This window comes from Pandoraea anapnoica (assembly GCF_902459765.1).
GTDB lineage: Bacteria > Pseudomonadota > Gammaproteobacteria > Burkholderiales > Burkholderiaceae > Pandoraea > Pandoraea anapnoica.
Window position 1 is genome coordinate 57,882 of sequence record NZ_CABPSP010000007.1, and the last position, 24,504, is coordinate 82,385.

Here is a 24,504-nt window from a genome sequence, read left to right on the forward strand (position 1 = left end):
GCCCCGGGCAAGATCCCCGGGGCTTTTCATTTTCGCCAGCGAGATTCGTCATGACCGTCCAAATCAGCAGCCGATTCGACAGCGGCGCCATCCATGTAGTGAGCGCTGAGCGCGCCGACGATATCCATGTGCGCATCGCGCAAGACGGCGCGGCCGAGTTCGCGCAGTGGTTCCATTTCCGCGTGCAGGGGGTAGGGGGGGCGCCGTGCCGCATCGTTTTCGATAACGCGGGGCAGACGTCCTATCCGCGCGGCTGGGAGAACTATCGCGCGGTGGCGTCGTACGACCGCGTGACGTGGTTCCGCGTGCCGACGTCTTACGATGGGCAAGTGATGACGGTGGCCTTCACGCCCAAACACGACAGCGTCTATCTCGCGTATTTCGAACCGTATGCGGAGGAGCGTCATCTGGCGTTGCTCGGCACCGCGCAGAATTCGCCGCGGGTGAGTTCGCGCTCACTGGGGCAGACCGTCGACGGGCGCGATATGACATTGCTCACGGTGGGCGAGCCGCGCGCGGGCAAGCGCAATATCTGGGTGATTGCGCGTCAGCATCCCGGCGAGACGATGGCAGAGTGGTTCGTGGAGGGCATGCTGCGTCGTTTGCTCGGTGCGGGCGACTGGGCCGGCGATCCGCTCGCGACGGCGTTGCTCGACGAAGCGGTGTTCCACGTCGTGCCGAACATGAATCCCGACGGTTCGGCGCGCGGCAATCTGCGCACCAACGCGACGGGCGCGAACCTCAACCGCGAATGGCTTGAGCCGGACCTCGTGCGCAGTCCCGAAGTGCATTACGTGCGTGCGGCCATCGAGGCGACCGGTTGCGACATGTTCTTCGACATCCACGGCGACGAAGCGCTGCCCTACGTCTTCCTGGCGGGTAACGACGGTGTCGAGTGGGGCACGGAGGCGGTGCTGGCGCGCGAGAAGGCGTTCAGCGAGCGCTTCAGGGCGGCAAGCCTCGACTTCCAGGACAAGTTCGGTTACCCCCCGGGTAAGCATGGTATGGAGTCGCTCAAACTGGCGTCGAAGTGGGTGGCGCATCGCTTCGGCTGCCTGTCGCTCACGCTGGAGATGCCATTCAAGGACAACGCCAACCGGCCCGATTCGCAAGTCGGTTGGAGCGGTGCGCGAAGCGCGGCCCTCGGCGCGTCAATGCTCGCTGCGATCTGGGCACAGATGCAAGCCGATCAGGCCTAAAAGGCAGTCGAGACGCCCAAAACGCATGATGTCACTCCAAGGACGTGTCCTTGGTGTTACTAGAATCTGACGGGTGACGGGGACGCGGTGCGTTCCCATTTCATTTTGTCAGGGGACAGCATGCGTATCGGATTCGACGAGGGAAACGGGCATTCCCTCGCTCCGCCCGCTCAAGGCGGCAAGTGAAGCGACCGCGACTTTGTTCTCCACATTCTCCTCGGCCTGGCAAGGTTTGCGTCGGGCCGATTCGCACATAGAGAGTCTCGAAGCGTGCACGTGGGAGGCCCATCACGCGCTCTCTTACGCTACCAATCTGTCGCACGACCTTCCGTCGAGGCCGCTTCCGGTCACCACGCCTGCGGAGTTCACGCAAATCATGGCCAATGTCCGTACGGCTCACGAGGCCAGAGCGTTGTGTCCCGACCGCGCTTCGTGGCCAACGACATCACCTCACGTCCCGCGTACGGAACGGAATCTGACACACGCTGACATTCATGGGGTTGTGGCGCACTTGCGTGAACAGCAAATTGTCCATGCAGGCGGTCGCGCCGGAGGCCCTGCCACGACACCCTCCGGGCAACCGCCGATGTCCGGCACGGACACCGGGCCCGGTGCCTTCTCCGCGGCGTTGGTGTCGGTGCAGACGCAGTCCGATCAGGTGACGATGCATGCTTCCGACGTGGGGGCGCTGTCGGCGATAGGCCGATAATCGTCCAACCTCGCAGTGCAGCGCCAGATGCCATGCGTAGAACGTGCGGCATAAAAGTGACAGGTGAGTTTTTGCTCAGCATTGAGGCCCTGGGCGCGAGTGGCATCGCGGCCAGGGGCGGAATCGGCGGGATAGCGGATGAGCACGGCATCGCGAAAAGCACGTTGAGAACCTATGTCTCCGAATTGGGCAAGCTGTACTCGGAGGCGCGCGACCGGGTGGAGGAAACCGGCCAGTTCCGCACAGGAAAGGTGACCGTCGGCTTGTTACGGGAACTTGAAAAGATGGGGGCTCAGCGTATCGAGTCGAGGGGCGGCCTTCGCGCCATTTCCCGGAGCGAGGGTATTCCGTTCCGCACCCTGAAGGGTTACGTCGACCGGCACGGCAAGCCAACAGCTTTTTGGCGCGCAAGACTTCGTGACGACGGTGATCCCACTCGCCGGGCCACAAAGGTGCCTGTGACGCCTGAATTACTGCGTAGCATCCAGCGGCTTGGGGCTAGCGGTATTCGCGCTGCAGGCGGACTGACTGTTCTGCCTGACCGACATAACGTTTTCCTTAGCAGCCTGCGAAGTCACGTCAATGGCAAAGGCGTGTTGGGACACATCGGAAAGCAGTTGATGAAGGGCGAGCGGCGCGCTCGCATTTCCAAGACGAGGTGTTGCGCCGCACATTCTGAGGCATTACGTCACGTTTGGCGGGAAGTTGAAACGGCCGGGACGCATTATGATGACGCGATTCGAGTCGAGCCACGTCGGCGCATAGTGCGCCCGACGCGACAGTGACGGCCCACTCGAATGCACGCGAACAGGCGTGACGAAGCGTAGCGCGATCTCTCGCGCTACGCGTTCCGACATTCACTGAGTTCGCGTCGCGTCAACGAATCCGCGCGCAGCGATCAGTTCTTCTTTTTTGTCGTGCTCTTCTTCGTGCTGCTCGACTTCGAAGACGAGGCTTTTGCCGACGACTTTGCCGTCGTGCCTTTCTTGCCCGACTTCGCGCTCGCGTGAGCGGCTTTGCCGCGCGTGTTGCCACGTGCAGCGCGCTTCGTCGGTTGCTCGACCTGAGAGAGCGGCGACGTGTAGTCGAAGCCCATCATGCGGCCGTCGGCGTATCCGCAGCGAATGTGGATGTTGTCGGTCTGGCCGCTCGTGCGCTTGCCGACGCCATCGAGTTCGACCATTTGCGTGACGTCGACCCGTTGCTTGCGATCGTCGAACGGGCCATTCCAGGGTTCGATTTTCGCGTGTTCGGGATCGAGTGCTGTCTCGCCGTACTCGACACTCTCGTAGCCGGGGAGCGTGGCGACGACGAAGCTCGCGTGCGCAGCGCAGTCGGCCACCATCGGATCGGCGTGACGTGTGTTGACGAATTGCTCGACCAGCGCGCGATGCTGTTCGAGGGTGAAGGCCTGTACCGGGGCCGTGAAGGCCGACAGGCAAAGCGGCGCAGCGATGGATGCGATACCTGCGACCTGGCGCACGGCTCGCATCACGACGCCTGCGGCGCGTTGGAAAAATCGATTCGACATTGCTTGACGTATTCTCGGGGGCGTAAGGGCCGTGTGTGTGAACCGGCCCTGAGCATTGCAGAGCAATGCGGGCATGCGATAACTCATCTTATGAGTCACTGGCATGCGCCGCTCGCGAAGAAGCTTGACCGCATTTTGAAAGACAGCGGCGAAGCGGCATCCATCTTAACCGAAAAAAAGCCGCTCACGCCCGCGGGGTAAGCCCGTAGACTGCATTGCGCCGCGCGTGAAAGTTACAGCACGCTACAATGCGGGCCATCCACGCTGCGTCGTGACGTTTTTCGACACGAACGTCGGCGTGGAAAACGCTTCTCCTTTTTGCACATTTCTCGCAGCTTTTACCGCGGTTATGCGGCAACAGGGGGCGCATTGTGTCATCGCAGACGTTGACGCAATCGCTCGAACAGCGGCGCTTTTCGGGGCTTTTCACGCGGATCGTGCCGTTCATGCGCTACGCATTCGCGATTTTTCTATTCGGCATGTTTGCAAATTCACGCACGGTCGGCAGTGCTCAGACCGGTCCACACGACAAATTGGCGGAACTGGTGAGCCGTCATCGCGACGCCGTCTTTCGCAAGCCACTCGCGGCGTACAGCGCCGCAGCCTTCGACGCGGCGATCGCCGCATGGCGCAGTGCGGGCGAAGCGCCGCTGATCATCGACGCCGGATGTGGTGTGGGTGAAAGCACGCTGCGGCTCGCGGCGACATATCCCGATCACTTCGTCATTGGGATCGACCAATCGGAGAGCCGTATTGTGCGCGGTAAGGATTGGTGGGACGGCGAATGGCCCGAGAACTTTGTGTGGGTGCGCGCCGATCTCGTGGACTTCTGGCGGCAACTGCACGACGCGGGCATTCGCCCTGCGCGCCACTACATCCTCTATCCAAATCCGTGGCCGAAGGTCGGACAGCTCTCGCGCCGCTGGCACGCGCACGCGGTGTTTCCGACGGTCGTCGCGCTCGGCGGGGTGCTCGAATGCCGCAGCAACTGGGATATCTACATTGAGGAATTCGCGCTTGCAGTCGAATGGCTGAGTGGCGTGGCTGCTCGGATAGAGGCGTGGGCGCCGGAGGACAGTGCCGCAAGCATGACGCCATTCGAGCGCAAGTATCTGGCGTCGGGGCACACCTTGCGTCGGTGTGTGGTCACGCTGCCGCCTCGCTGAGCGTCGAGGCGGCATTCACTCCACGATCAATGGAAGTGCGGACGGCTCGGTTCGGCGTCTTCCGGCATTTCCGCATGGACGACTTCGCCCACGGGGTCCGGATAGAGCGGCACGCCGCAGTCGTCGCAATATTCCGGATCGAAGCGGCCCGGATGCTTGCGAATCTCGGTCACACCGCAGGCCTTCAGCAGGTCGGTGACTTCGTCGAGCGCACCGCCTTCGACTTCACCGTTCTCGCGGCCGTAGAGCGGCCACACCACACCGTAGATCACGTCGTTGCTGCCGCGTTGCGTGAAGCCGATGCGGTACTCGTCGATATTCTGTTCTCCGAAGCCGGCCACCACAGCGCGCAATTCCGGCGGCGTCAACGTGAGAACGTCTTCCAGATAGCGCAGCGCCGTACGAATCGTGTGCGGACGAATGCGTTCGTCGGCTTCGCGGCAACTGGCGTAGTACGCGTCGGGCAGGAGGCACTCGATCTCGCAGCCGGGCAGCAGCGCATTCAGATTCGGCCCGCCTTGCGCTGACCAGGCTTCCTGGCATTGACCGCGCTCTGCGTGACGCGCACCGTCTTCCTGCCAGCGAAACATGGCGGCGCCTTTGGGCACGGCGACAGCGGCGAGCAGGAAACGCGGATCGGCGAGAATAGGTGCCGTCTCCGGCAGGTCGTTGCCGGGCTGCTTCACTTCGGCGTTGCTGACGGCGGCCTGCACGAGTTGCTGCGTCACCTTCCACGATTCGCAGTGCGTACGCGGGAGCTGGTCGATGCTGTAGAGGTAGGGCGAAATGGCCACGCGTGCCGATTCGGCGAGGACGTGCGCGTGCAAATGGGCGCGAACCGGCATGAGGGCGTCCGCTTTCACCGCGCCGGACGGAATGGCGTAGCGCGTCCAGGCGAGGATCGGGATGGCGACTAGCAGGCCGTCCCACGTCTGGCCGTCGGCCTCGGGTTCGGCGGATTCGCTTTGCGACTCGATCAGATCGGCGAGCGCGCCATAGGCTTCGCTATGGTTGGCCTGGAGATGGTCGAGCGCGGCGTCGATGGCCGGCTGGTTGCCGGTGCGCAGCACGCGCGTGAGCAGCGTGTCGAGCTGGGCTTCCCAGAAACGGTCTTCGATGCGGCTACCCGAGGCGGCCAGCGCGAGCGCGTGGCCGACCAGCTTCTCGGCGTCGGGGGTCAGTCGTTTGGCGGTGCGTGAGCGCATAGTCGTGCAAAGCAGAAACACATGAACTCACGATTGTACGGCATGCGTGAACGCGATAGATGGGACGCTGTCACCAAACGCGTCGACTCCGATGGCGATAGGGGGTATCGCCATCGATGAGCCAGTGCCAAACGGGCGGTGTGCCGACAGCGTTTGACGCGGAATTAGAAGTCGAACGCGAGATTCGCCGGGGCGGAGAGGCGCGTATGACGCGTCGTGGCGGCGCTAGCGCCAATGACGGGGGCGAGTGCTGCGCCTTCGAGGGAGAGCAGGGCAAGCTTACGCTCTACGCCGCCTGCGTAGCCCGTCAGCGTGCCGTCTGCGCCGATCACCCGGTGGCAGGGCACGATCAGCGTTATCGGATTACGCCCGTTGGCGGCGCCCACGGCGCGCGACTTGTTCGCATCGCCAAGCGAATGGGCGAGATCGCCGTAGCTGCGCGTCTCACCGAACGGGATGCGGCGCAGTTCGTCCCAGACGCTTTTCTGAAACGGTGTGCCGTCCGGTGCGAGGTCCAGTTCGAACAGACGGCGTCCGTCGTGGAAATACTCGTCGAGCTGTTCCTTTGCGGCGTCGAGCACCTTGATGCCTGCGCCGTCGCGACGCGTTTCGCCGTCTCCGGGGAAGTACTTCTGCTGGGTGAAATAGACGCCGGTCAGCGCGTCGCCGTTGGCGACGATCAGCATCTGACCCAGCGGGCTGTCGTAAAAGGCTTCGTAATGTGTCGTCGTACGGGTCATGCAACCACCTCCTGCAAATTCATGACCGGCTGGCCAGCCGGTCCTTGTGCCGCAGCACGCCAGACGTGCAATGCGGCGTACGCGCGCCACGGCGCCCATTGGGCGGCGCGAGTCGCGACGGCACGGCCGTTGGGTACGCCAAGCGCCTGACGCAGCACCAGATCGTCCACCGGCATGGCGTCGGGCGAGCCAAGGGCGCGCATCGCAATGTATTGCGCTGTCCACGGGCCGACGCCTTTGATGGCGAGAAGCGACGCCATCGTCGCGTCGAGCGGTGCGAGCGGATCGAGCCGTAGCTTGCCGTCGACAATCGCCTGGGCAACACCGTGAATTGCGGCGATGCGACTTCGAATGATACCGGCTTCGCCGAGAGCATCGACGGGTACGGCGAGCATTTGTGCGGCACTTGGGAACGTGTGCGTCAGACCGTGGACGGGTGTCGGCAGTGGCGTGCCGAATCGCTCGGCGAGTCGCCCGAGCAGACGACGTGCGCCCTTGACGGTGATTTGCTGGCCGACGATGGCGCGCACGGCGATCTCGAAGCCGTCCACCGTCCCGGGCACGCGAAGGCCGGGCGTGGCGAGGGCGAGGGGGCCGAGGTGGGCATCGATGACATCGGGGCGCGCACCGAGGTCGAATAGATGACGTAGTTTGCCGAGCACTTGCGGCACGCTGCCTGCGAGGGCGGGCGGGAGTGTCACCTGTAAAGCGTGGCGATTCGTGAGCGGCGAGATGCGACACCAGCCTGCGACGGTCTGCCCGTCTTGCCGTTGAAGGCTCAGGGTGCGGGTATAGACGTCGCCTTCACGGGACTCGACGCCGTCGATGGCGCGGTCGCCGAGAAAGTCGAGGAGGGCGTGCCATGCGAGGGGTGGGCGATAGGCGAGTTGAAAGACCAGATCGCCGTCGGGAATGGTGGCCATTCGGGTGTTGTGCGCGCTCAGGCGCAGGCGTCCGGGGGCGAAGCCATAGCGCGACTTGAAGAGCCCGTTGAAGCGTCTGACGCTACCGAAGCCAGCGGCAAGCGCCACCTCCGTCACGGGCAGCGCGGTATCGGTGAGCAGACGTTTGGCGAGCAGCAGTCGCTGCGTCTGCGCGTATTCGACGGGGGAGACACCGAATTCGTCGGCGAAGATGCGTCGCAGGTGGCGCTCCGTGATACCGATACGGGCGGCGAGATCGGGGAGAGGGGCGTGATTAAGGAAGCCTTCGTCGATCATGGCGGCGGCTGCGTCGGCGAGTTCGCGGGAGGCGTCGAAGCGTGCACCGCCGGGCGCGAGTTCGGGGCGACATTTGAGGCACGGACGGTATCCGGCTTTTTCTGCGGCGGCGGCGCTACCGTAGAACGAGCAGTTTTCGAAGCGAGGTGTGCGAACGTTGCAGACCGGACGGCAGTAAATGCCGGTCGAGGAGACGCCGACGAAGAACCAGCCGTCGAAGCGTCGGTCGCGTGCTGAGACTGCTTTGTAGCAGACATCGGGATCGAGCTTCATGGTGTTCGGGGAAGGGGAAAACATGGTGTCACTCTACGCGCGAGCCGGACGTCCGGCTAGTCATTTTCGGACATCAAGGTCTTCGGTGCCAAGTGAGATCGATTGCCTCAATCAATAGTCTTTGGTCCAAAAACGAAAGTGGTTCATTTTTGTTTTCGGTAACTTCGGCGCCTCTTTCAAACCGCGTTTCGAAAAGTTCCGAACCCCGACCCATGAAAGGCCGCGTCCGGGTGCGGAATGTCGATCAACTGTCATGCCGACACCATGTCCAACGCCCGAATCACCGCCAGAAAACGAGATCGACAGGGCTGAATCCGAAGCGAATGCCCCCTTTGATTCGGGCTTAGCTTCACTTGTGTTGGTTGCCCGATTCCATGATCTGTCTGTCGATGCCGCACAGATAAGCCATCAATACTCCGTGGATGGGCGCCCGCTAACAAAAGACGCAATTCTTCTTGCCGCGAAACAACTCGGGCTAAAAGCAAAGGCAGTCAAACCGACGTCAGACCGCTTCGCGCAGACCCCGTTGCCCGCAATCGCTTTCACGAATGATGGGACATCTCTCGTTTTGGCGCGGTGTGACGGCGTCAAGGTATTGATTCAAGATCCGAGCCAAAACTGTCCTCAAACGTTGGCGCTCGCTGAGTTTTCGGAGCAAACCACCGGCGAATTAATCGTTTTCGCGTCGCGCGCCTCGTTGGCCGGGGACATGGCGAAATTCGACTTTTCGTGGTTTATCCCCGCCATTGTTAAATACAGGCGTCTGCTTGCCGAGGTCATGCTCGTGTCCTTCGTCTTGCAGTTGTTTGCCTTGGCGACACCGATGTTCTTTCAAGTGGTCATGGACAAGGTGCTAGTCCATCGTGGCTTGAGTACGCTTGACGTGATCGCAATAGGCTTGCTGGTGGTCGTGATTTTTGAGGTCGTACTGACCGCGCTTCGCACCTATGTGTTTTCCCATACCAGCAGTCGGATTGACGTTGAGCTCGGTGCCCGGCTATTCAGGCATCTTCTGAGTCTTCCTCTTGGCTACTTCCAGGCGAGACGTGTTGGCGATTCCGTCGCACGCGTGCGTGAGCTGGAGAACATCCGGGCGTTCCTTGCCGGGAATGCTGTCACTTTGGTCCTTGACCTGCTGTTTTCGGTGGCCTTTCTCGCAGTGATGTTTCATTACAGCGTGACGTTGACATGGATCGTCGTCGGATCGCTGCCCTGCTATATCGCGTTGACACTTGTTTTCACCCCGCCGCTGCGTTCCCTGTTGAACGAGAAGTTCAATCGAGGGGCGGAAAATCAAGCGTTTCTGGTCGAGACGATCAGTGGGATCCAGACGGTCAAAGCGCTGGCCGTCGAACCGCAATGGATGCGGAAATGGGACAAGCAGCTCGCTGCTTACATTACATCGAGTTTCCGAACCGCGATGGTGGGTACCGTCGCGAACAGCGGCGTGTCGCTGGTGAGCAAAATCGTGACGGTGGCCACGATGTACGTCGGTGCCAAGCAAGTGATCGAAGCCGATATGACTGTTGGGCAATTGATTGCTTTCAACATGCTGGCCGGACATGTCGCCACCCCGGTGATGCGGTTGGCTCAAATGTGGACGGATTTTCAGCAGACGGGGATATCCGTTCAGCGATTGGGCGACATTCTCAACGCCAAAACCGAGGCATCAGGTGCCAAGAGCGTGCTACCCGCAATACGCGGAGCCGTTCGCTTCGAGCGCACGACCTTTCGGTACCGCTCCGATTCACCTGAGGTGATCAAGGCCATCGATCTGGATGTTCGGCCAGGAGAGGTCATTGGCATTGTTGGACGATCCGGTTCAGGCAAAAGCACGCCGACAAAGCTCATCCAGCGCCTACACGTTCCCGAGAGTGGCCGGGTAATGGTCGACGGCGTCGATTTGGCGCTGATTGATGCGTCTTCATTACGCCGACAGGTCGGTGTTGTGCTTCAGGAGAGCGTTCTGTTCAACGGCACCGTGCGCGAAAACATTTCACTTGTAACGCCAGGCGCCTCGCTATCCAAGGTGATGCGCATCGCGGCGCTGGCGGGTGCCCATGAGTTCATCACAGAGTTACCTGAAGGATATGACACGCTGGTCGGGGAACATGGCGCGACGCTCTCCGGCGGGCAACGGCAGCGCATCGCAATTGCGCGTGCCCTGATGGCCGATCCCCGGATTCTGATTTTCGATGAAGCGACGAGTGCACTCGACTACGAGTCGGAGCGCGTCATTCAAAACAATATGCGGGCGATTTGTCAGGGGCGCACCGTTCTCATCGTGGCGCATCGATTGTCTGCGGTACGGGGCGCGAATCGAATCGTTGTGATGGAGCGAGGAAGGATCGTGGAGGTTGGTGCACACGAAGACCTATTGCGAAATCCCGAAGGCATCTACACGAAGTTGCACTGCATGCAGCGAGGTTGACGATGTTTGATGGCTTACGAACCGGTGCTCTTGTCGACCTGTGGCGGCGATATCGAGACGTCTTTCTACATGCATGGAAGCACCGCACGGAAAACGATGCCGCGCGCTTCCTGCCGCATGAAGCCGATTTTCTGCCTGCGGCGTTGGCGTTACGGGAAAAGCCGGTATCGGCGCTGCCAAGGGTCACGATGTGGCTTCTGCTTGCGTTAGCGTTGCTCACCGTGTTGTGGGCAGTGTTCGGAAAAATCGATGTCGTGGCGACGGCGCCCGGCAAGTTAATGCCGAGTGACCGCACCAAGATTATTCAGCCGATGGAAGCCGCCATCGTCTCCCGGATTCACGTTCGCGACGGCGACGAGGTTCGGGCGGGAGACATTCTCATTGACCTGGATGCCACTGAAGCAAACGCGGACAACGAGCGCATTGCCAATGATCTGATCCTCTCGCAACTACAGGTTGCCCGCGCGCGGGCGATGTTGAATGCGTTGGATGAGGGGCGAGTCGGGACGTTGATTGCGCCTGCCGAAGCTTCGGCTGCTCAGACGTTCGAGGCTCAGAAGTATTTGGCAGGACAGTTTTCCGAGTACGACGCTCAACTGTCCCGCATCGATGCCGAAATGGCTCGCCGAACACAGGAGGCGCAATCAACACGTGCCTTGATCGGGAAGCTGGAGCAGACGGCCCCGATTGCAGCGCAGCGGGCGCGGGATCTGCAGGCGTTGGCGGATAAAAAGTTCGTTTCTCGGCATAGCTATCTCGAAAAGGAGCAGTTCCGAATCGAGCAGGAGGCCGATCTGGCCGCGCAACGCGGCAGATTGCGGGAGATCGAAGCGGCAAAACAAGAGGTGAAGCGACAACGAGCGGCATTGACCGCTGAGACACGACGCCTTCATCTCGATGCGCTCAACGAAGGATTACAAAAAGTTGCAGCGCTGGAAAGCGAACGAATCAAGTCGGAGACACGTGTCCGACAGATGCAACTTGTGGCCCCCGTTGATGGCTCCGTTCAGCAGCTCGCGATCCACACGGTCGGCGGCGTTGTCACTCCGGCGCAGGCGCTGATGGCGATTGTTCCCAGAGATAACCCAGTGGAGGTTGAAGCGTTCCTTGAGAACAAGGACGTTGGCTTTGTCAAAGTCGGCCAAGACGTCGAGATCAAGGTGGAGACATTTCAGTACACAAAATACGGAACGATTCCGGCAACGGTCACCAGCATTTCCAGTGATGCGATTCAGGATGAGAAACGCGGTTTGATTTACGCGATGAAGATCAAATTGTCGAGATCGACGATCGATGTCGATGGCCGAATAGTGAAGCTGTCGCCCGGGATGTCTGTGACGTCCGAGATAAAGACGGGGAAGAGAAGATTGATTGAGTATTTTTTGAGTCCGTTGATGCGGTATAAGAATGAGAGTTTCGGGGAGAGGTAATTTTAATTTTTATTGAGTTTGGGTGTGCTGTCGATGTGTGGATGATTTATTGATTAATGAAATTTAATTTAAATGTGATTCACAAAGTGGGGTTTATATCAAAAAACTTGGCGTTGATAATCTTGTTTTTCTGCTTTTCTTGTTGGTTCTCCCGGTGTTTTTTTCTACGGTCATAGCGTTTGCAACGCCGGAGGATATTATGAGTCGCGATTGGATAAGAAGGGGGGTCGAGCAGTTGCTGAAATTCTTCCCAAGATTGTTGGACGTTCCCGAGCAGTCAAGAAATCCTCAGATTGTTGTGTTTTATCACGCAATGATGTTGGCGGTAGATGTTGTGTTGTTAATCCCTGTTGCACTTATTTCTCTGAAGCATCGGGCAACCGAACATCGGGAGGGACGAGGAGATATCTCAGTTTGGAAGATCCTGAAATTGTCAGTTTGCGCGACCTTGATGGTTGTCATGGCGGTTGGAATATTTCGAATGGGGTATGGCGATGGTCGAGGAGTAGCGCTTTGGTACTCAAGGTATAGCTTGGCATTTGCTGCTGTTATATACCATCTGGGTTTGTTGTTTTCACTAAATGGAGCAGTGGTTGTTTTTTTTGAGGTGATGGTTTTATTGAGGATTGTTAATGTCGTTTGAATTGAGAGGAGGATGGGTTGATTGAGGATGCTGGAAGTGATCATAAGTACTCGTTATCTGATTATTGCTTTTCGGTATTTTTCTTTGGCGGTCCAGTCGCGATTTCGTCAATTCTCACAGTCTTTGTTCCAGGCGAAGTAATGATGTCGTGCGCCGTGAGGTCATGGGCTGAGTTTGTTTTGCAAGTTGCTCCAAAAATGCTGCTGGTTCCAGTCGAATCAAAGGATCCTGATTTTGTGATTTTTTATCATGCCAGCATGATTTCGAGTCTTGTTGTTTTTGTTCCTTCTGGAATTATTTATTGCATCTTAAAACTAAAATCGGGATTCGGAAGGGAGGAGTTGGAGAGGCGCGGGAGGATTGGAGTTGTTCGAGATTTATTTCTTTGTTGTTTGGGTGTCTGGTTTTCATGGGCTTGGTTTGCGTGGGGTTACAAAGGTGGGGGGATGTCTGATTTTTGGAGATCAAGGGAAACACTTCTTTTTTTTGGATTTTTTCCTTATCTCATGATTATCGGGGTTTGGGTGGCGACATTGATGAAAGTGATTGAACTTTTTTTATTTTCTAAGGGGGGTTATTGGTTGAAAGTTTGGTGAGAATTTTTATCAATTAAATGTTCGAGGTTGAGGATGAGTCAGGAAAAGCAGGAAACGAAAATTGTTCAGTTGGTTTTTGATTCGAGCATGACGGCATTTACGCAGGGAATGCAGGATGCTCTAGCGAACGCATTGAAATCAGGGGATGCTCAGGCAAAGCTTGCAGCGAAAATACCTGGTGCGAAGATCTGGTTGGTCGGAAATCTCGGAAATACTCTCCAGATCGGTATGGGTTTCGGGGAGGGGGATGCCAATTTAGTGGGCGAGGCGCTTTTTAAAATTGTCGGGGGAACATTGGTAGGTGGGTCGGGCGCGATGATTTTCGGAACGCTTGGAGGGCTCCTTCCTACTCGGGGAGCAACAAGGTGGATTGGCCGGATCGGAGGTGCCGCCGTAGGCGTGTATTTCGGAGAAAAATGGGCTTCTGAACACGTCTGGAACGAACTCGTCGAATCCTCAGGCAAAAACGCCATTCTCGACTTGGGTGTCGCGCGAATCGAATTCAGTCTTCAGGATACGCCGCGAGTGCTTACGCCGGGGGGCACTACCCCAATATCTGAGGCAGCCACAGTTTTCAAACCGATCGCGAGCCCCCACGACGCCACATCTATCGACGTAGCTCGACAAACGCCGGACGGCCGCATCGAGGTCATCGGTGACCGCTGGAGCTTGACGCGCGATGCCGATGCGGTTAGCTCAGATCACAACTACACAGTCAAAAAGGGCGAAAACCTCTGGCAGCTCGCTGCACGTGACGGCGTCACCGTCGAGGCCTATTTGCAGGCAAACCCGCAAATCACACACCCCGACTTGATCCATGAAGGGCAGGTCATCAATCGCCCGGTGCTGTCCGAAGTGCGCAACGACTTCGACCTCACGATCAAGCCCGAGCGTCAAACCGCGAACGAAGGCGCCGGTGATTTCGACGCACAAGCGCAACGCGTCGAAGACGGCTTTGTCACCGGCGGCGGCGGCTGGGACATTCGCTCGGACGCTGACAAACTCAACCGCGATCAGTTTGCTGGCGGTTTTATCGGCAACACTGTGTCTACGGCATCGACACGCATCCTTGCCGATGGCTGGCGACCGGGTAACGGAAACGTAGCAGACCCCGTTATTGACCGCGTGTCGTTGCAAGAAGGCAATAGCGTCTTGAATGGCGTCAACGGGGCAATCATCAACAGCATTGGCGATTGGGCGAGCAAAGCTGTGCCCACCGACCCTTTGGTTCTCGACCTCAACGGCGACGGCGTGAAGCTCACGGATTACGTGAGCGCACCCGTATGGTTTGATGCCGATAACGATGGCGGAAGCCTTGAGCAGACCGGCTGGGTATCCCCAGAGGACGGCATCGTAGTTCTCGATCGAAACGGTAACGGCAAGATCGACAATATGTCCGAAGTCCTCTCGGAATACTTTGCAGGGGCCGCCGGAACGGAGGGCGCGTCGGGAGAAAAGCGCTTTACGGATGGATTTGCTGCCCTCAAGAGTCTCGACAGCAACAGCGATGGCGTATTCGATCAGCGAGACGAGGCCTGGCAGCAGGTCAAGGTCTGGGTAGACGCCGATCACAACGGCCAAAGCTGGATTGATACGAACGGGAACGGTCAGTTCGACACTGGCGAGGAAAGTGAACTCAAAGGCTTAGACGAGCTCGGCATTACGAGTATCGCGCTCACATCGGAGAAACAAAGTGGCGAAGTTCGCGACGGGAACGAGATTCTGGCGCGTGGGACGTTCGTTCAGCATGGCCTGACGAAGGAAGCTGTGGCGGCGAACTTGCTGGTCAGTCCCAACGGCAGCACCTTTACGCCAAGCGGCAGTGGCACGATCGTTCAAACCGATGCCGGTGGAGATGCTCGGGCTCGGCCCGGCAGCGCCTACGTCGCAGGTGACGAGGCGGGAGAGACGATCGACGTGGCCCAAAAAGGCGTCAGCAACGGCGTTGGTGGCAAAGGTAACGACGTCCTGAAAGGCGATGCGGGCAACAACTGGCTGGCCGGAGGCGCGGGTGCCGACCGTCTCGAAGGTGGCGACGGCGACGATGTCCTGCTGATCGACGCCGACGACGTCTTCGTCAATGGTGGCAGTGGCACCGACATCGTGCATGTTGTCGGTGAGCGGGGCGTCATGCTCGATCTGGCGCAAAGCGAAGTCGAGATCGTGCAGGGCGGGCGAGGAAACGATGTGCTCGTCGGCGGTGGACGAAGCAGCGTATTCATTTCAGGCGGCGCGGGCGACGACATCATTGTCGGCGGGGCGGGCAACGATGCCCTTTCGGGAGACGATGGCGATGACGTCATCGACGGCGGCAGTGGCAACGATGTTATCCGGGGACATCGCGGTCGTGATCGTTTACATGGTGGCGCGGGCGACGACTATCTGGATGGTGGTGCAGACGATGACTCGCTTTTTGGCGGCGCGGGCAATGACGTCCTTCGAGGGGGCGGTGGCGACGACATCATCGATGGTGGCGAGGGGGTCGACATCATCGAGCTGTCCGGTCGCTATTCCGAATACCGCATCACGCCGGGTGAAAGTGGCATCTGGATCAGCGATACGGTCGCCGGGCGCGACGGCACGGACTTCGTAAAGAACGTCGAGAAGGCGAACTTCTCCGATATCACGTTAGTAGACATTCCGAGCAGTAGTGGCGTTGGATTGGAAAATCCGATGCCGGTGAAAGACGTTCTGACGCAAGACAAGCACGGCAAGCGACTTGAGCGCAACGGCATTCATCTGATCGCAAAAGAGCAGTTGCTTGCCAACGATATCGATTTTCAAGGCGATTCGTTGCAGATTTCGTCGGTGATGGAAGCCGTTGGCGGAACCGTTGCATTGACGGATGCCGGTGACGTTGTCTTCACGCCGGATGCCACGTTCAGCGGCATTATGAGTTTCAAGTACACGGTGGCCGACGCCAAAGGCAATCCCGCGGCCACAATCACGCAAATCAGCACGGGTGAGGCTGCAGCCGCCAAGGCCGCCGTATTTCTGAAGACGACGGATTTGCCATCGGATGAACTCGTCACCGATCAATGGTATTTGGGAGATGCGAACATTCTTCCAGTATGGAAGGACTACAGCGGTAAAGGGGTGCGCATCGGGCAATTCGAAACCAACGGCTCATTTGGTACCAGCAAGGAAATCCTTGACTATCGCCATAGCGATCTGAAAGACAACATCGATTCGGAATGGCTGGCGCAAGCCTCTCCAGAGCGACAGGCAGGGGCCGGAGACGACGGAAAAATCTCGGAACATGCGACGCTGGTAGCGGGGGTTATGGTGGCCGCGCGAAACGGCACCGGTGGCGTCGGTGTGGCATATGGCGCAACTTTGGGGGGGCATTGGCTTGCGGCCAAAGACATGTCGTCGCTGGCCCGCATGAAAGAGTACGACGTGGTAAACCACAGTTGGGGATCGAGCGAGCGCTTCAGCTTGAAATTCGATCGGGCTGAAATCGGTGCGTTGTCGCGAGAGTATGCAGACGCCCTCAACCACGGGCGCGAAGGTCTTGGCACGGTAATAGTGATGGCCGCAGGCAATGATCGTGCGAAGGGCGGAAATGCAAATTACAGCAGTCTTTCCAATTCCCGTTCGAGCATTATTGTCGGCGCAATCAATGCGAAGACGGATCTCGGTCTGGCGCAGGTTAGCGAACAGCCTTTTTCGTCGCGCGGGGCGAGCATCCTTGTCAGCGCACCGGGATCGAACGTCACTTCGACATCAAGTTTGCAGCAGAACGCTAACGGCTCTACGTTCGGATCCGACGCAAAAACGGTTCAAGGCACCAGTTTCGCAACGCCAATCGTGTCGGGCATCGTCGCTTTAATGTTGGAAGCGAATCCTCGCTTGGGCTATCGCGACGTGCAGGAAATTCTCGCACTCACGGCGCGCAAGGTTGATGACCCCAACACAGATTGGCAGACCAACGGCGCCACCCGGTGGAACGGTGGCGGCATGCATGTCAGTCACGACTACGGTTATGGACAAGTCGATGCGCGGGCGGCCGTTCGTCTAGCCGAAAACTGGATTGATCAGCAGACCGCGGGAAATCTTTACGGGGCGATCAAGAGTCCTACGTCCGTTGGCGGTATGCGCGCCATTCCAGATGGGGATATGGCCGGGATCAAAAACACGTTGCGCATGTCCGGGGTCGGCGCAACGACCGAGCACGTAGAAGTGCGGGTCCGTCTCACGCACGCTCGTCCGGGCGATTTGATTATCAAATTGATTTCACCGTCGGGCACTGAGTCGATTTTGATGGATCGTCCTGGGCTCGTACCGGGCGACGCCACATCCCGAGGGGATTCCAGTTTCGGGGACTCCAATATGCTCGATTTCGTATTCGGGTCCGCGCGGCATCGGGGGGAGCCTGCTGACGGCGATTGGACGCTGCAGGTTATCGATGCCGCTTCGGGCGACACAGGCGTCTTGATCGATTGGAGCATGAATGCCATGGGACGACAGGGCACAGCAAATGATCAGTATGTCTACACCGATGAATTCGCCGATGTCACAGGAAATGGTCGTGACGTCCTTGAGGATGGCAATGGCGGTATCAACACAATCAATGTTGCGGCCGTATCAAGCGGGAGCCGGATCGACCTTTTTGCGGGAAATGGCACCATCGCAGGCAAAGCGCTAACCATCCAAAACTCGGCTAACTTCGCCAACGTCATCGGCGGTGAGTCTGACGACGTCTTGATTGGCAATGACAACGCCAACGTTCTTGTCGGGGGACAGGGCAACGATACGCTCAACGGCAACGGAGGATGGGACATCCTATTCGGTGGAAGCGGTAACGATACGCTTACGGGCGGCACCGGCCCGGATTTCTTCGTGGTCGAACATGCTTCGGGTTCGAACGACACGATCACCGATTTCTCCGTCGGAGAAGATCGCATCGTTTTGTCGGCGCTGGGTACCGACATCTTCACGCGTCTCACGTTCACCCAGATGGAAGCGGACGCCCATATCGGATTGCCTGACGGGCAAACACTAATTCTGAAGAACATCAATGCGAGTCAGCTGTCAGCCGGCGATTTCCTGACGATGGAAGAGGGACTGCGCGTTGCGGATATCGTTAATGGCAGGATGTTTGCCTTCGGAAATGACTCGTCGGAAAGCGAAGCGGTTTTGCCGGATAACGGGGTGAACTACTGGGCTGGTGACGGAGACGATCGCGTTTTCGGTGGAAGTGGAAACGACATCATTTTCGGGGGTGCAGGAAATGACGTGCTGGTTGGCGAGCGTTCGACCGATGGTCTCGTTGGCGGAAACGACGTCCTTCACGGCGGCGCAGGCAACGATGTCGTTCGTGGTGGCCCCGGCAATGACATCTTGTGGGGTGACGAGGGGTTGGACTATCTCAACGGCGATGCCGGTGACGACATCCTCTATCTTGAGGGAGATCAGGGGCTAGCGGAATTCGCCGACGGCGACTTGTTCGCGCCGAGTCTGACGTTTCAAGGAGGCTCGCTTACCGGAGCTGCCGTTGCTGGGGGGCAAGGCGCTGATCGCTTTGTGGTCGTTGAAGATCGAAGTCCAACGGCATCGAATGGCCTGATGAAAAACCTGATCGACGACTTCGAACCCTTCAATTTTGGAGAGAAGATCGATCTTTCGAAAATTCGAGCAGTCTCGTCGTTCAAGGATCTGACGTTTAGTAACGTTGTCATTGCCGGCCAGCAATTCTTACGTGTCTTCCTCGGGCCAATGGCTTCCGGAACGCAGTACATCACGCTTCGTGGCGTCAATCAGGCGTTTCTTTCCGAGAGGAACTTCATTTTCGGGCAACACGACACGTTGCAGCCGAACGTCCACATATCGGGCAGCAGTGGCAACGACACGCTCGTTGGCGACGCGGGAGGGAATATTCTCGATGGCCGTGCGGGTGCTGATGTCATGGAGGGCCGGACCGGCGACGATACCTACTTCGTCGATGACGCAGGTGACATCGTCACAGAACATGCGGGTGGGGGCTTCGATACCGTGAAGGCGAGCATCAGCTACACGCTGCCAGACGAAGTCGAGGCGTTGGAGTTGATCGGCGACGCGGCAATCAACGGGACGGGCAACGCCAAGGTGAACCGCATTACGGGAAATGACGCCGCCAATATGTTGGACGGCGGGGCCGGTGCGGATGTATTGGTCGGTGGAAAAGGGAATGACGTCTACATCGTCGATGATACGTCGGATCGTGTGTTGGAGCGCGAAGGTGAGGGGGCAGACACGGTGCTTTCGTCAGTATCCTTTACGCTGGGCGATCACGTGGAGAACCTCAGTTTGACGGGGACAGCCTCGATCAATGCCACGGGTAATGCGCTAGCCAACCGTTTAGTTGGCAACGCGGGCGATAACCGTATCCTCGGGGGGGATGGAGACGACTGGTTGGACGGTGGTGCCGGAAACGACTATTTGATAGGAGGCGCGGGATCGGACACCTACCTCTTTGGAAGAGGTTCCGGTAACGATGCGATCTTCAACCATGACGCGGGGCAGGACAAACGCGACGTTTTACAGATGGGCGCCGACCTCGACGGAGATCAGATCTGGTTTCAGCGAGAGGGTAACAATCTCGAAATCAGCGTTTTGGGGGCACAAGACCGCGTAACAATTCGAGAATGGTACTCGGGGCCGGATTTTCGGCTGGACCAGGTCAGGCTGGCTGATGGTCGGGCGATGACGGCAAATCAGGTGGAACTGCTTGTGGACGCGATGGCTGAGTTTTCACCACCTGCTGCCGGGCAGACCTCACTACCCGCTGACTATCGCGCGACACTCGCGCCGTTGCTGGCAGCCAACTGGCAATGACAGTCGCTGGGTAGTCTGGTCAGAACGTTCTCGCGGAGCGTCGCCTGAGCGGCGGCGCTTCTCGATCTGCCTGCGCATCGCAACGATGGTCTTGGATCGAAGCGCTCACTTTCAGATATCGAAGTTTCAAACTCCAATAATGATGTTCACGTTTCATGCGCACTCGTCGTTTGCGAGGCGTGCGGTCGGCCGCGCGTTTTGCGGTCTGGCCCTGTGTTTTTGCGCTGCCGTACCCCAATGTTCTTTCGCGACAGATCTGTTGAACCTATATCGCGAGGCACTGCATTTCGATGCGCGAATTTCTGCCGCTCGGGCAGCCCATGCGGCTGGGCGAGAGGCACTACCTCAAGCGAGAGCCAGGTGGCTGCCTACAGTCGAAGTGCAAGGCCGTGCGATGCAGGAGTCGTCGGGAACGTCCCGGATCGGCCCTACTGCTCAGATTGCAACTGGATATACCATTTCCCTCAAGCAGCCCGTTTTCAACGTGGAAGCATGGCATGGCTATCAGCGTGGCGTTCTCTTGGTGACGAAGGCGGATGTAGCGCTTGCAAAGGCTAATCAGGAGCTCATGCTGCGCGTCGCAGAGGCCTATCTCGAGTTTCTGGAGGCGCAGCACGTTGCGTCACTGGCAAAGGCGCAACGCGTTGCCGTTGCCGAGCAACTGGCCCAAGCGAAAGCCAGCGTATCGCTAGGTGTTGCGACGATTGTTGATGTTCATGAAGCTACGGCCAGCCTCGATCAGGCGATCGCTGATGAAATCGACGCGCAAGGCGCCATCGACCTGAAGCAAAGCTCGCTTGCATTAGTCATCGGTCGGAAAGTTCAGCGCGGAGCTATGCCGCAATTCAGAGACCCTTTGCCAACGCCGATCCCGAGCGATGCGAGCGTCTGGGTGGAGCACGCGGAGCACTATGCTTATGCTGTGCAGTTGAGTGCCATCGCGATGGAGGTTGCGAAAAGGGAGACAGCCAAAGCTTATGCCGGACACATGCCTAGCGTTGACCTGATCGCGAGCCGGGAGCGCCGCAGTCGCTATGGTGGTTCGCCATATTGGAGCGGGGCGAGGGACGAGAGCCAGGTCGGCATTCAGATTCAGATCCCGATTTTCTCCGGATTTTCAGTCCAAAGTCGGGTTCGCGAGGCGTTGGCTTTGGTCGAACAGGCGTCGGACGAACTGACGGAAGCGCGGCGCGTAGCAGGGCTTGAGGCACAAAAGGCCTATTTGAGCGTGACGACTGGATTGATGCGTATTGCCGCCCTTGAGGTCGGGGAAACGTCCGCTCAAACAGCACTCGAATCCAACCAAGTCGGGTATGAGCACCATGTTCGCCCAAGCGTCGATGTGCTCAATGCGCAATACAAGCTCTACCGCGTACGTCGCGAACTTGCGCAAGCTCGGTATCGGGTATTGATGGGGAGCCTTAAGCTAAAAGCGAGCACCGCATCGCTTGTCGAGGCGGATATCGCAGCGGCGAGTGCCTTGCTCGAGCGCACTTGAGAAAGACGTCCCGTATAAGGCAAAAGCCCCGCGAGCAACAAAGTTGTTCGCGGGGCTTTCCATCTTCGTTGAAGGTGATGATGCGCTACGTCGTTACGACGTGCGCAAAATTTCCCTTAAGCAGCCGCAAGCAATTGACGCAGCACGAACGGCAGGATGCCGCCGTGCTTGTAGTAATCCACTTCGATCGGCGTGTCGATACGCAGCAGGACCTGCACCTTTTGCGTTTCGCCGTTCTTGCGATGGATCACCAGCGTGACGTCTTGCTGCGGCTTGATGTCGGCCGTCAGACCTTCGATGTCGTACGTTTCTTCGCCCGTGATGCCGAGCGATTCCACGCTGTCCGAGCCCTTGAATTGCAGGGGCAGAACGCCCATGCCGACCAGGTTGGAGCGGTGGATGCGTTCGAACGAACGGGTGATGACCGCCTTCACGCCCAGCAGCTGCGTGCCCTTGGCTGCCCAGTCGCGCGACGAACCCGTGCCGTACTCTTCGCCACCGAACACCACCGTCGGGGTGTTCTCGCCGACGTACTTCATTGCGGCGTCGTAAATCGAGAGCTGTTCGCCGCTCGGCTGGTGAATCGTCAGGCCGCCTTCCACGCGCGAGCCGTCGGCCTTTGCGGGGATCATCAGGTTCTTGATACGGACGTTGGCGAACGTGCCACGCATCATCACTTCGTGGTTACCACGGCGCGAGCCGTAGCTGTTGAAGTCGGCCTTGAGCACGCCGTTTTCCAGCAGCCACTTGCCTGCCGGCGACGTTTCCTTGATCGAGCCTGCCGGGCTGATGTGGTCCGTCGTCACCGAGTCGCCGAACACGCCCAGTGCGCGCGCGCCCTGGATCGGCTTGATGTCGGCGTTCGGTTCCATCGAGAAGCCGTCGAAGAACGGCGGCTCGGCGATGTACGTCGACGTCGGCCAGTCGTAGACCTGACCCTTCGAACCCTTGACCTTCGCCCACAGCGGGCTCGGTTCCTTCACCGAATCGTAGTTGGCCTTGAACACCTTCGCGTTCATGGCGAACTTCATCAGCTTGTGGATTTCTTCGCTGGTCGGCCAGATGTCGCCCAGGAAGATATCGCGGCCGCCCTTGCCCTTGCCGACCGGTTCGGTCATCAGGTCACGCGTGACGTTGCCGGCGATGGCGTAGGCCACGACCAGCGGGGGCGAGGCGAGGAAGTTGGCGCGGATGTTCGGGTGAATACGCGCTTCGAAGTTACGGTTGCCCGACAGCACGGCGGCCGCGACCATATCGTTCTTCGTGATCGTCTCGTTCAGTTCGGCCGTCAAATCGCCGGCGTTACCGATACAGGTCGTGCAGCCGTAAGCCGTCACGCCGAAGCCGAGCTTCTCGAGGTACCCCAGCAGACCGGCTGCGTGCAGATACTCGGTGACCACACGGCTTCCCGGGGCGAGCGACGTCTTGATGTGCGGCGCGACCTTCAGACCGGCTTCCACAGCCTTCTTAGCCAGCAGACCGGCGGCGAGCAGCACGCTCGGGTTCGACGTGTTCGTGCACGACGTAATGGCGGCGATGAGCACATCGCCGTTGTTCACGTCGATGCCGCTGGCCGTCTTGTACGTGGCGTCGAGTTGCTCTTGCGTCAGATTGAAACCGTTCTCGGCGACCGGCTTCGTGAACAGGTCCCTGAACGTCGACTTGACGTTGCCGATTTCGATACGGTCCTGCGGACGCTTCGGACCGGCCAGCGACGGTGCGACCGTGCCGAGGTCCAGCTTGAGCGTCTTGGTGTAATCGATGCTGTCCGTCTTCGGTACGCCGAAGAGGTTCTGGGCCTTGAAGTACGATTCGAACGCGTCGATTTCGGCCTTCGTGCGGCCCGTGCCCTTGAAGTAATCGATCGTCTTTTCGTCGACCGGGAAGAAGCCCATCGTCGCGCCGTATTCCGGTGCCATGTTGGCGATGGTGGCGCGGTCCGGCAGGGCGAGGCTCGACGTACCTTCGCCGAAGAATTCGACGAACTTGCCCACGACCTTCTCGCGACGCAGCATTTCCGTGATCGTCAGCACCAGGTCGGTGGCGGTCACGCCTTCGCGCAGACGGCCCGTCAGCTCCACGCCAACGACGTCCGGCGTCAGGAAGTACACCGGCTGACCCAGCATGCCGGCTTCGGCTTCAATGCCGCCCACACCCCAGCCCACCACGCCGATACCGTTGATCATGGTCGTGTGGCTGTCCGTGCCGACGAGCGTGTCCGGATAGAACACATCGTCCTTCTTGTGCACGCCGCGTGCCAGATATTCCAGGTTCACCTGGTGGACGATGCCATAGCCCGGTTGCACAACGCCGAACGTGTCGAACGCCTGCATCCCCCACTTCATGAACTGGTAGCGCTCGTTGTTGCGCTGGAATTCCAGTTTCATGTTCAGGTCGAGCGCCTTCTTCTCGCGGAAGTGATCGATCGTGACCGAGTGGTCGACCACCAGATCCACCGGCACCAGCGGCTCGATGCGCTTCGGGTTCTTGCCCTGACGCTCGGCGACGTTACGCATGGCGGCCAGGTCGGCCAGCAGCGGCACGCCCGTGAAATCCTGCAGCACGACACGCGCGACGACGAACGGAATTTCGTCAGTGCGCTCGGCGTTGGGTTTCCAGTTGGCCAGTTGTTTGACGTGCTCTTCGGTCACCTTCTTGCCGTCGCAATTGCGCAGCACGGACTCGAGCACGAGGCGGATCGACACCGGCAGGCGTTCGACATTCACACCCAGGGCCTTGCCCAGTTGGGGCAGCGAGTAGAACTTGCCTTTCTTGTTGCCGCCGAGCTTGAACTCTTTAAGCGTTTTGTGGAGGTTGTGGGCCATGATCTTTCCTTGAGTGATACAGAAAAACAAAGCGTGGTGAAGCTATTGGTGGGGGCCGGTATCGCGCAGGCACCTGCCTGGGTGCCCGCTACGATGCCGGTAGGTCATGCGTCCGGCGTGCCGGGTACTGCGAAGATTTCCGATGACTTCCGGTAAAACCAAATGTGCAGCAGTGCAACAGTGCAGCAGGAAAGCGGCTGGCGCGTCACGCGAACTGCGCCG

15 protein-coding genes are annotated in these 24,504 nt (G+C 58.9%); 10 read left to right on the forward strand and 5 right to left on the reverse strand.

Features of this window, described 5'->3' with window-relative positions; translation table 11 throughout:
• Positions 1-50: 50 nt before the first annotated feature.
• Both PAN31117_RS12940 and PAN31117_RS12945 read left to right on the forward strand, forming a co-directional pair.
• Positions 51-1,199, forward strand: a complete 1,149-nt coding sequence (locus PAN31117_RS12940) for a M14 family metallopeptidase (RefSeq protein ID WP_150738553.1) — start codon at positions 51-53, stop codon at positions 1,197-1,199.
• Positions 1,200-1,979: 780 nt separating this feature from the next.
• Positions 1,980-2,693, forward strand: a complete 714-nt coding sequence (locus PAN31117_RS12945; protein ID WP_150738554.1) for a hypothetical protein — start codon at positions 1,980-1,982, stop codon at positions 2,691-2,693.
• Between the two features lie 113 nt (positions 2,694-2,806).
• Here the strand turns inward: PAN31117_RS12945 and PAN31117_RS12950 are convergent, their stop codons facing one another.
• A complete protein-coding gene (locus PAN31117_RS12950; RefSeq protein ID WP_150738555.1) occupies positions 2,807-3,439 on the reverse strand; it encodes a BspC domain-containing protein in 633 nt (210 codons plus the stop codon).
• A 479-nt stretch (positions 3,440-3,918) separates the two neighbouring features.
• On the opposite strand from PAN31117_RS12950, the gene trmB reads away from it, so the two are divergent.
• Positions 3,919-4,605: a tRNA (guanine(46)-N(7))-methyltransferase TrmB gene (gene trmB / locus PAN31117_RS12955; RefSeq protein WP_150738692.1), complete on the forward strand. Its 687-nt coding sequence runs from the start codon at positions 3,919-3,921 to the stop codon at positions 4,603-4,605.
• A 26-nt stretch (positions 4,606-4,631) separates the two neighbouring features.
• Here the strand turns inward: trmB and PAN31117_RS12960 are convergent, their stop codons facing one another.
• The 3 genes from PAN31117_RS12960 to PAN31117_RS12970 form a co-directional block, all read right to left on the reverse strand.
• Complete coding sequence (locus PAN31117_RS12960; protein ID WP_150738556.1) at positions 4,632-5,810, reverse strand: DUF2863 family protein; 1,179 nt, start codon at positions 5,808-5,810, stop codon at positions 4,632-4,634.
• Positions 5,811-5,974: 164 nt separating this feature from the next.
• Positions 5,975-6,550 (reverse strand): methylated-DNA--[protein]-cysteine S-methyltransferase, encoded by a 576-nt coding sequence (locus tag PAN31117_RS12965; RefSeq protein ID WP_150738557.1) that lies wholly within the window; start codon positions 6,548-6,550, stop codon positions 5,975-5,977.
• Complete coding sequence (locus PAN31117_RS12970; RefSeq protein ID WP_150738693.1) at positions 6,547-8,043, reverse strand: DNA-3-methyladenine glycosylase 2 family protein; 1,497 nt, start codon at positions 8,041-8,043, stop codon at positions 6,547-6,549. The genes PAN31117_RS12965 and PAN31117_RS12970 overlap by 4 nt, the downstream gene beginning before the upstream one ends.
• A 253-nt stretch (positions 8,044-8,296) precedes the next feature.
• On the opposite strand from PAN31117_RS12970, the gene PAN31117_RS12975 reads away from it, so the two are divergent.
• The 6 genes from PAN31117_RS12975 (at position 8,297) to PAN31117_RS13000 (ending at position 21,457) form a co-directional block, all read left to right on the forward strand.
• A complete protein-coding gene (locus tag PAN31117_RS12975) occupies positions 8,297-10,474 on the forward strand; it encodes a type I secretion system permease/ATPase (protein WP_150738558.1) in 2,178 nt (725 codons plus the stop codon).
• A 2-nt stretch (positions 10,475-10,476) separates the two neighbouring features.
• Entirely contained in the window at positions 10,477-11,904 is a 1,428-nt protein-coding gene (locus PAN31117_RS12980; protein ID WP_150738559.1) for an HlyD family type I secretion periplasmic adaptor subunit, read from the forward strand.
• A 199-nt stretch (positions 11,905-12,103) separates the two neighbouring features.
• Positions 12,104-12,547, forward strand: coding sequence for a hypothetical protein (locus PAN31117_RS12985; protein WP_150738560.1), 444 nt, complete (start codon positions 12,104-12,106; stop codon positions 12,545-12,547).
• Positions 12,548-12,564: 17 nt separating this feature from the next.
• Entirely contained in the window at positions 12,565-13,143 is a 579-nt protein-coding gene (locus PAN31117_RS12990) for a hypothetical protein (protein ID WP_150738561.1), read from the forward strand.
• Positions 13,144-13,176: 33 nt separating this feature from the next.
• Positions 13,177-19,959, forward strand: coding sequence for an SPM autocatalytic domain-containing protein (locus tag PAN31117_RS12995; protein WP_150738562.1), 6,783 nt, complete (start codon positions 13,177-13,179; stop codon positions 19,957-19,959).
• A 142-nt stretch (positions 19,960-20,101) separates the two neighbouring features.
• Entirely contained in the window at positions 20,102-21,457 is a 1,356-nt protein-coding gene (locus PAN31117_RS13000; RefSeq protein WP_246189074.1) for a TolC family outer membrane protein, read from the forward strand.
• Between the two features lie 116 nt (positions 21,458-21,573).
• Here PAN31117_RS13000 and acnA read toward each other — a convergent pair whose 3' ends face one another.
• The gene (gene acnA / locus PAN31117_RS13005) at positions 21,574-24,282 is read right to left on the reverse strand and encodes an aconitate hydratase AcnA (protein ID WP_150738564.1); all 2,709 of its coding nucleotides are present in this window, start codon (positions 24,280-24,282) and stop codon (positions 21,574-21,576) included.
• Between the two features lie 9 nt (positions 24,283-24,291).
• Between acnA and PAN31117_RS27140 the strand changes: the two genes are divergently transcribed.
• Positions 24,292-24,438, forward strand: a complete 147-nt coding sequence (locus tag PAN31117_RS27140; protein ID WP_174990942.1) for a hypothetical protein — start codon at positions 24,292-24,294, stop codon at positions 24,436-24,438.
• Positions 24,439-24,504: the final 66 nt, after the last annotated feature.

Excerpts from the sequence above, each read along its gene's own strand:
- PAN31117_RS12985 (WP_150738560.1), top strand. The coding sequence starts at position 12,104 with ATGAGTCGCGATTGGATAAGAAGGGGGGTCGAGCAGTTGCTGAAATTC.
- PAN31117_RS12960 (WP_150738556.1), bottom strand. The coding sequence starts at position 5,810 with ATGCGCTCACGCACCGCCAAACGACTGACCCCCGACGCCGAGAAGCTG.
- PAN31117_RS13000 (WP_246189074.1), top strand. The coding sequence starts at position 20,102 with ATGTTCACGTTTCATGCGCACTCGTCGTTTGCGAGGCGTGCGGTCGGC.
- acnA (WP_150738564.1), bottom strand. The coding sequence starts at position 24,282 with ATGGCCCACAACCTCCACAAAACGCTTAAAGAGTTCAAGCTCGGCGGC.
- PAN31117_RS12950 (WP_150738555.1), bottom strand. The coding sequence starts at position 3,439 with ATGTCGAATCGATTTTTCCAACGCGCCGCAGGCGTCGTGATGCGAGCC.
- PAN31117_RS12940 (WP_150738553.1), top strand. The coding sequence starts at position 51 with ATGACCGTCCAAATCAGCAGCCGATTCGACAGCGGCGCCATCCATGTA.
- PAN31117_RS12965 (WP_150738557.1), bottom strand. The coding sequence starts at position 6,550 with ATGACCCGTACGACGACACATTACGAAGCCTTTTACGACAGCCCGCTG.
- trmB (WP_150738692.1), top strand. The coding sequence starts at position 3,919 with ATGTTTGCAAATTCACGCACGGTCGGCAGTGCTCAGACCGGTCCACAC.
- PAN31117_RS12980 (WP_150738559.1), top strand. The coding sequence starts at position 10,477 with ATGTTTGATGGCTTACGAACCGGTGCTCTTGTCGACCTGTGGCGGCGA.
- PAN31117_RS12970 (WP_150738693.1), bottom strand. The coding sequence starts at position 8,043 with ATGAAGCTCGATCCCGATGTCTGCTACAAAGCAGTCTCAGCACGCGAC.
- PAN31117_RS12975 (WP_150738558.1), top strand. The coding sequence starts at position 8,297 with ATGCCGACACCATGTCCAACGCCCGAATCACCGCCAGAAAACGAGATC.
- PAN31117_RS12995 (WP_150738562.1), top strand. The coding sequence starts at position 13,177 with ATGAGTCAGGAAAAGCAGGAAACGAAAATTGTTCAGTTGGTTTTTGAT.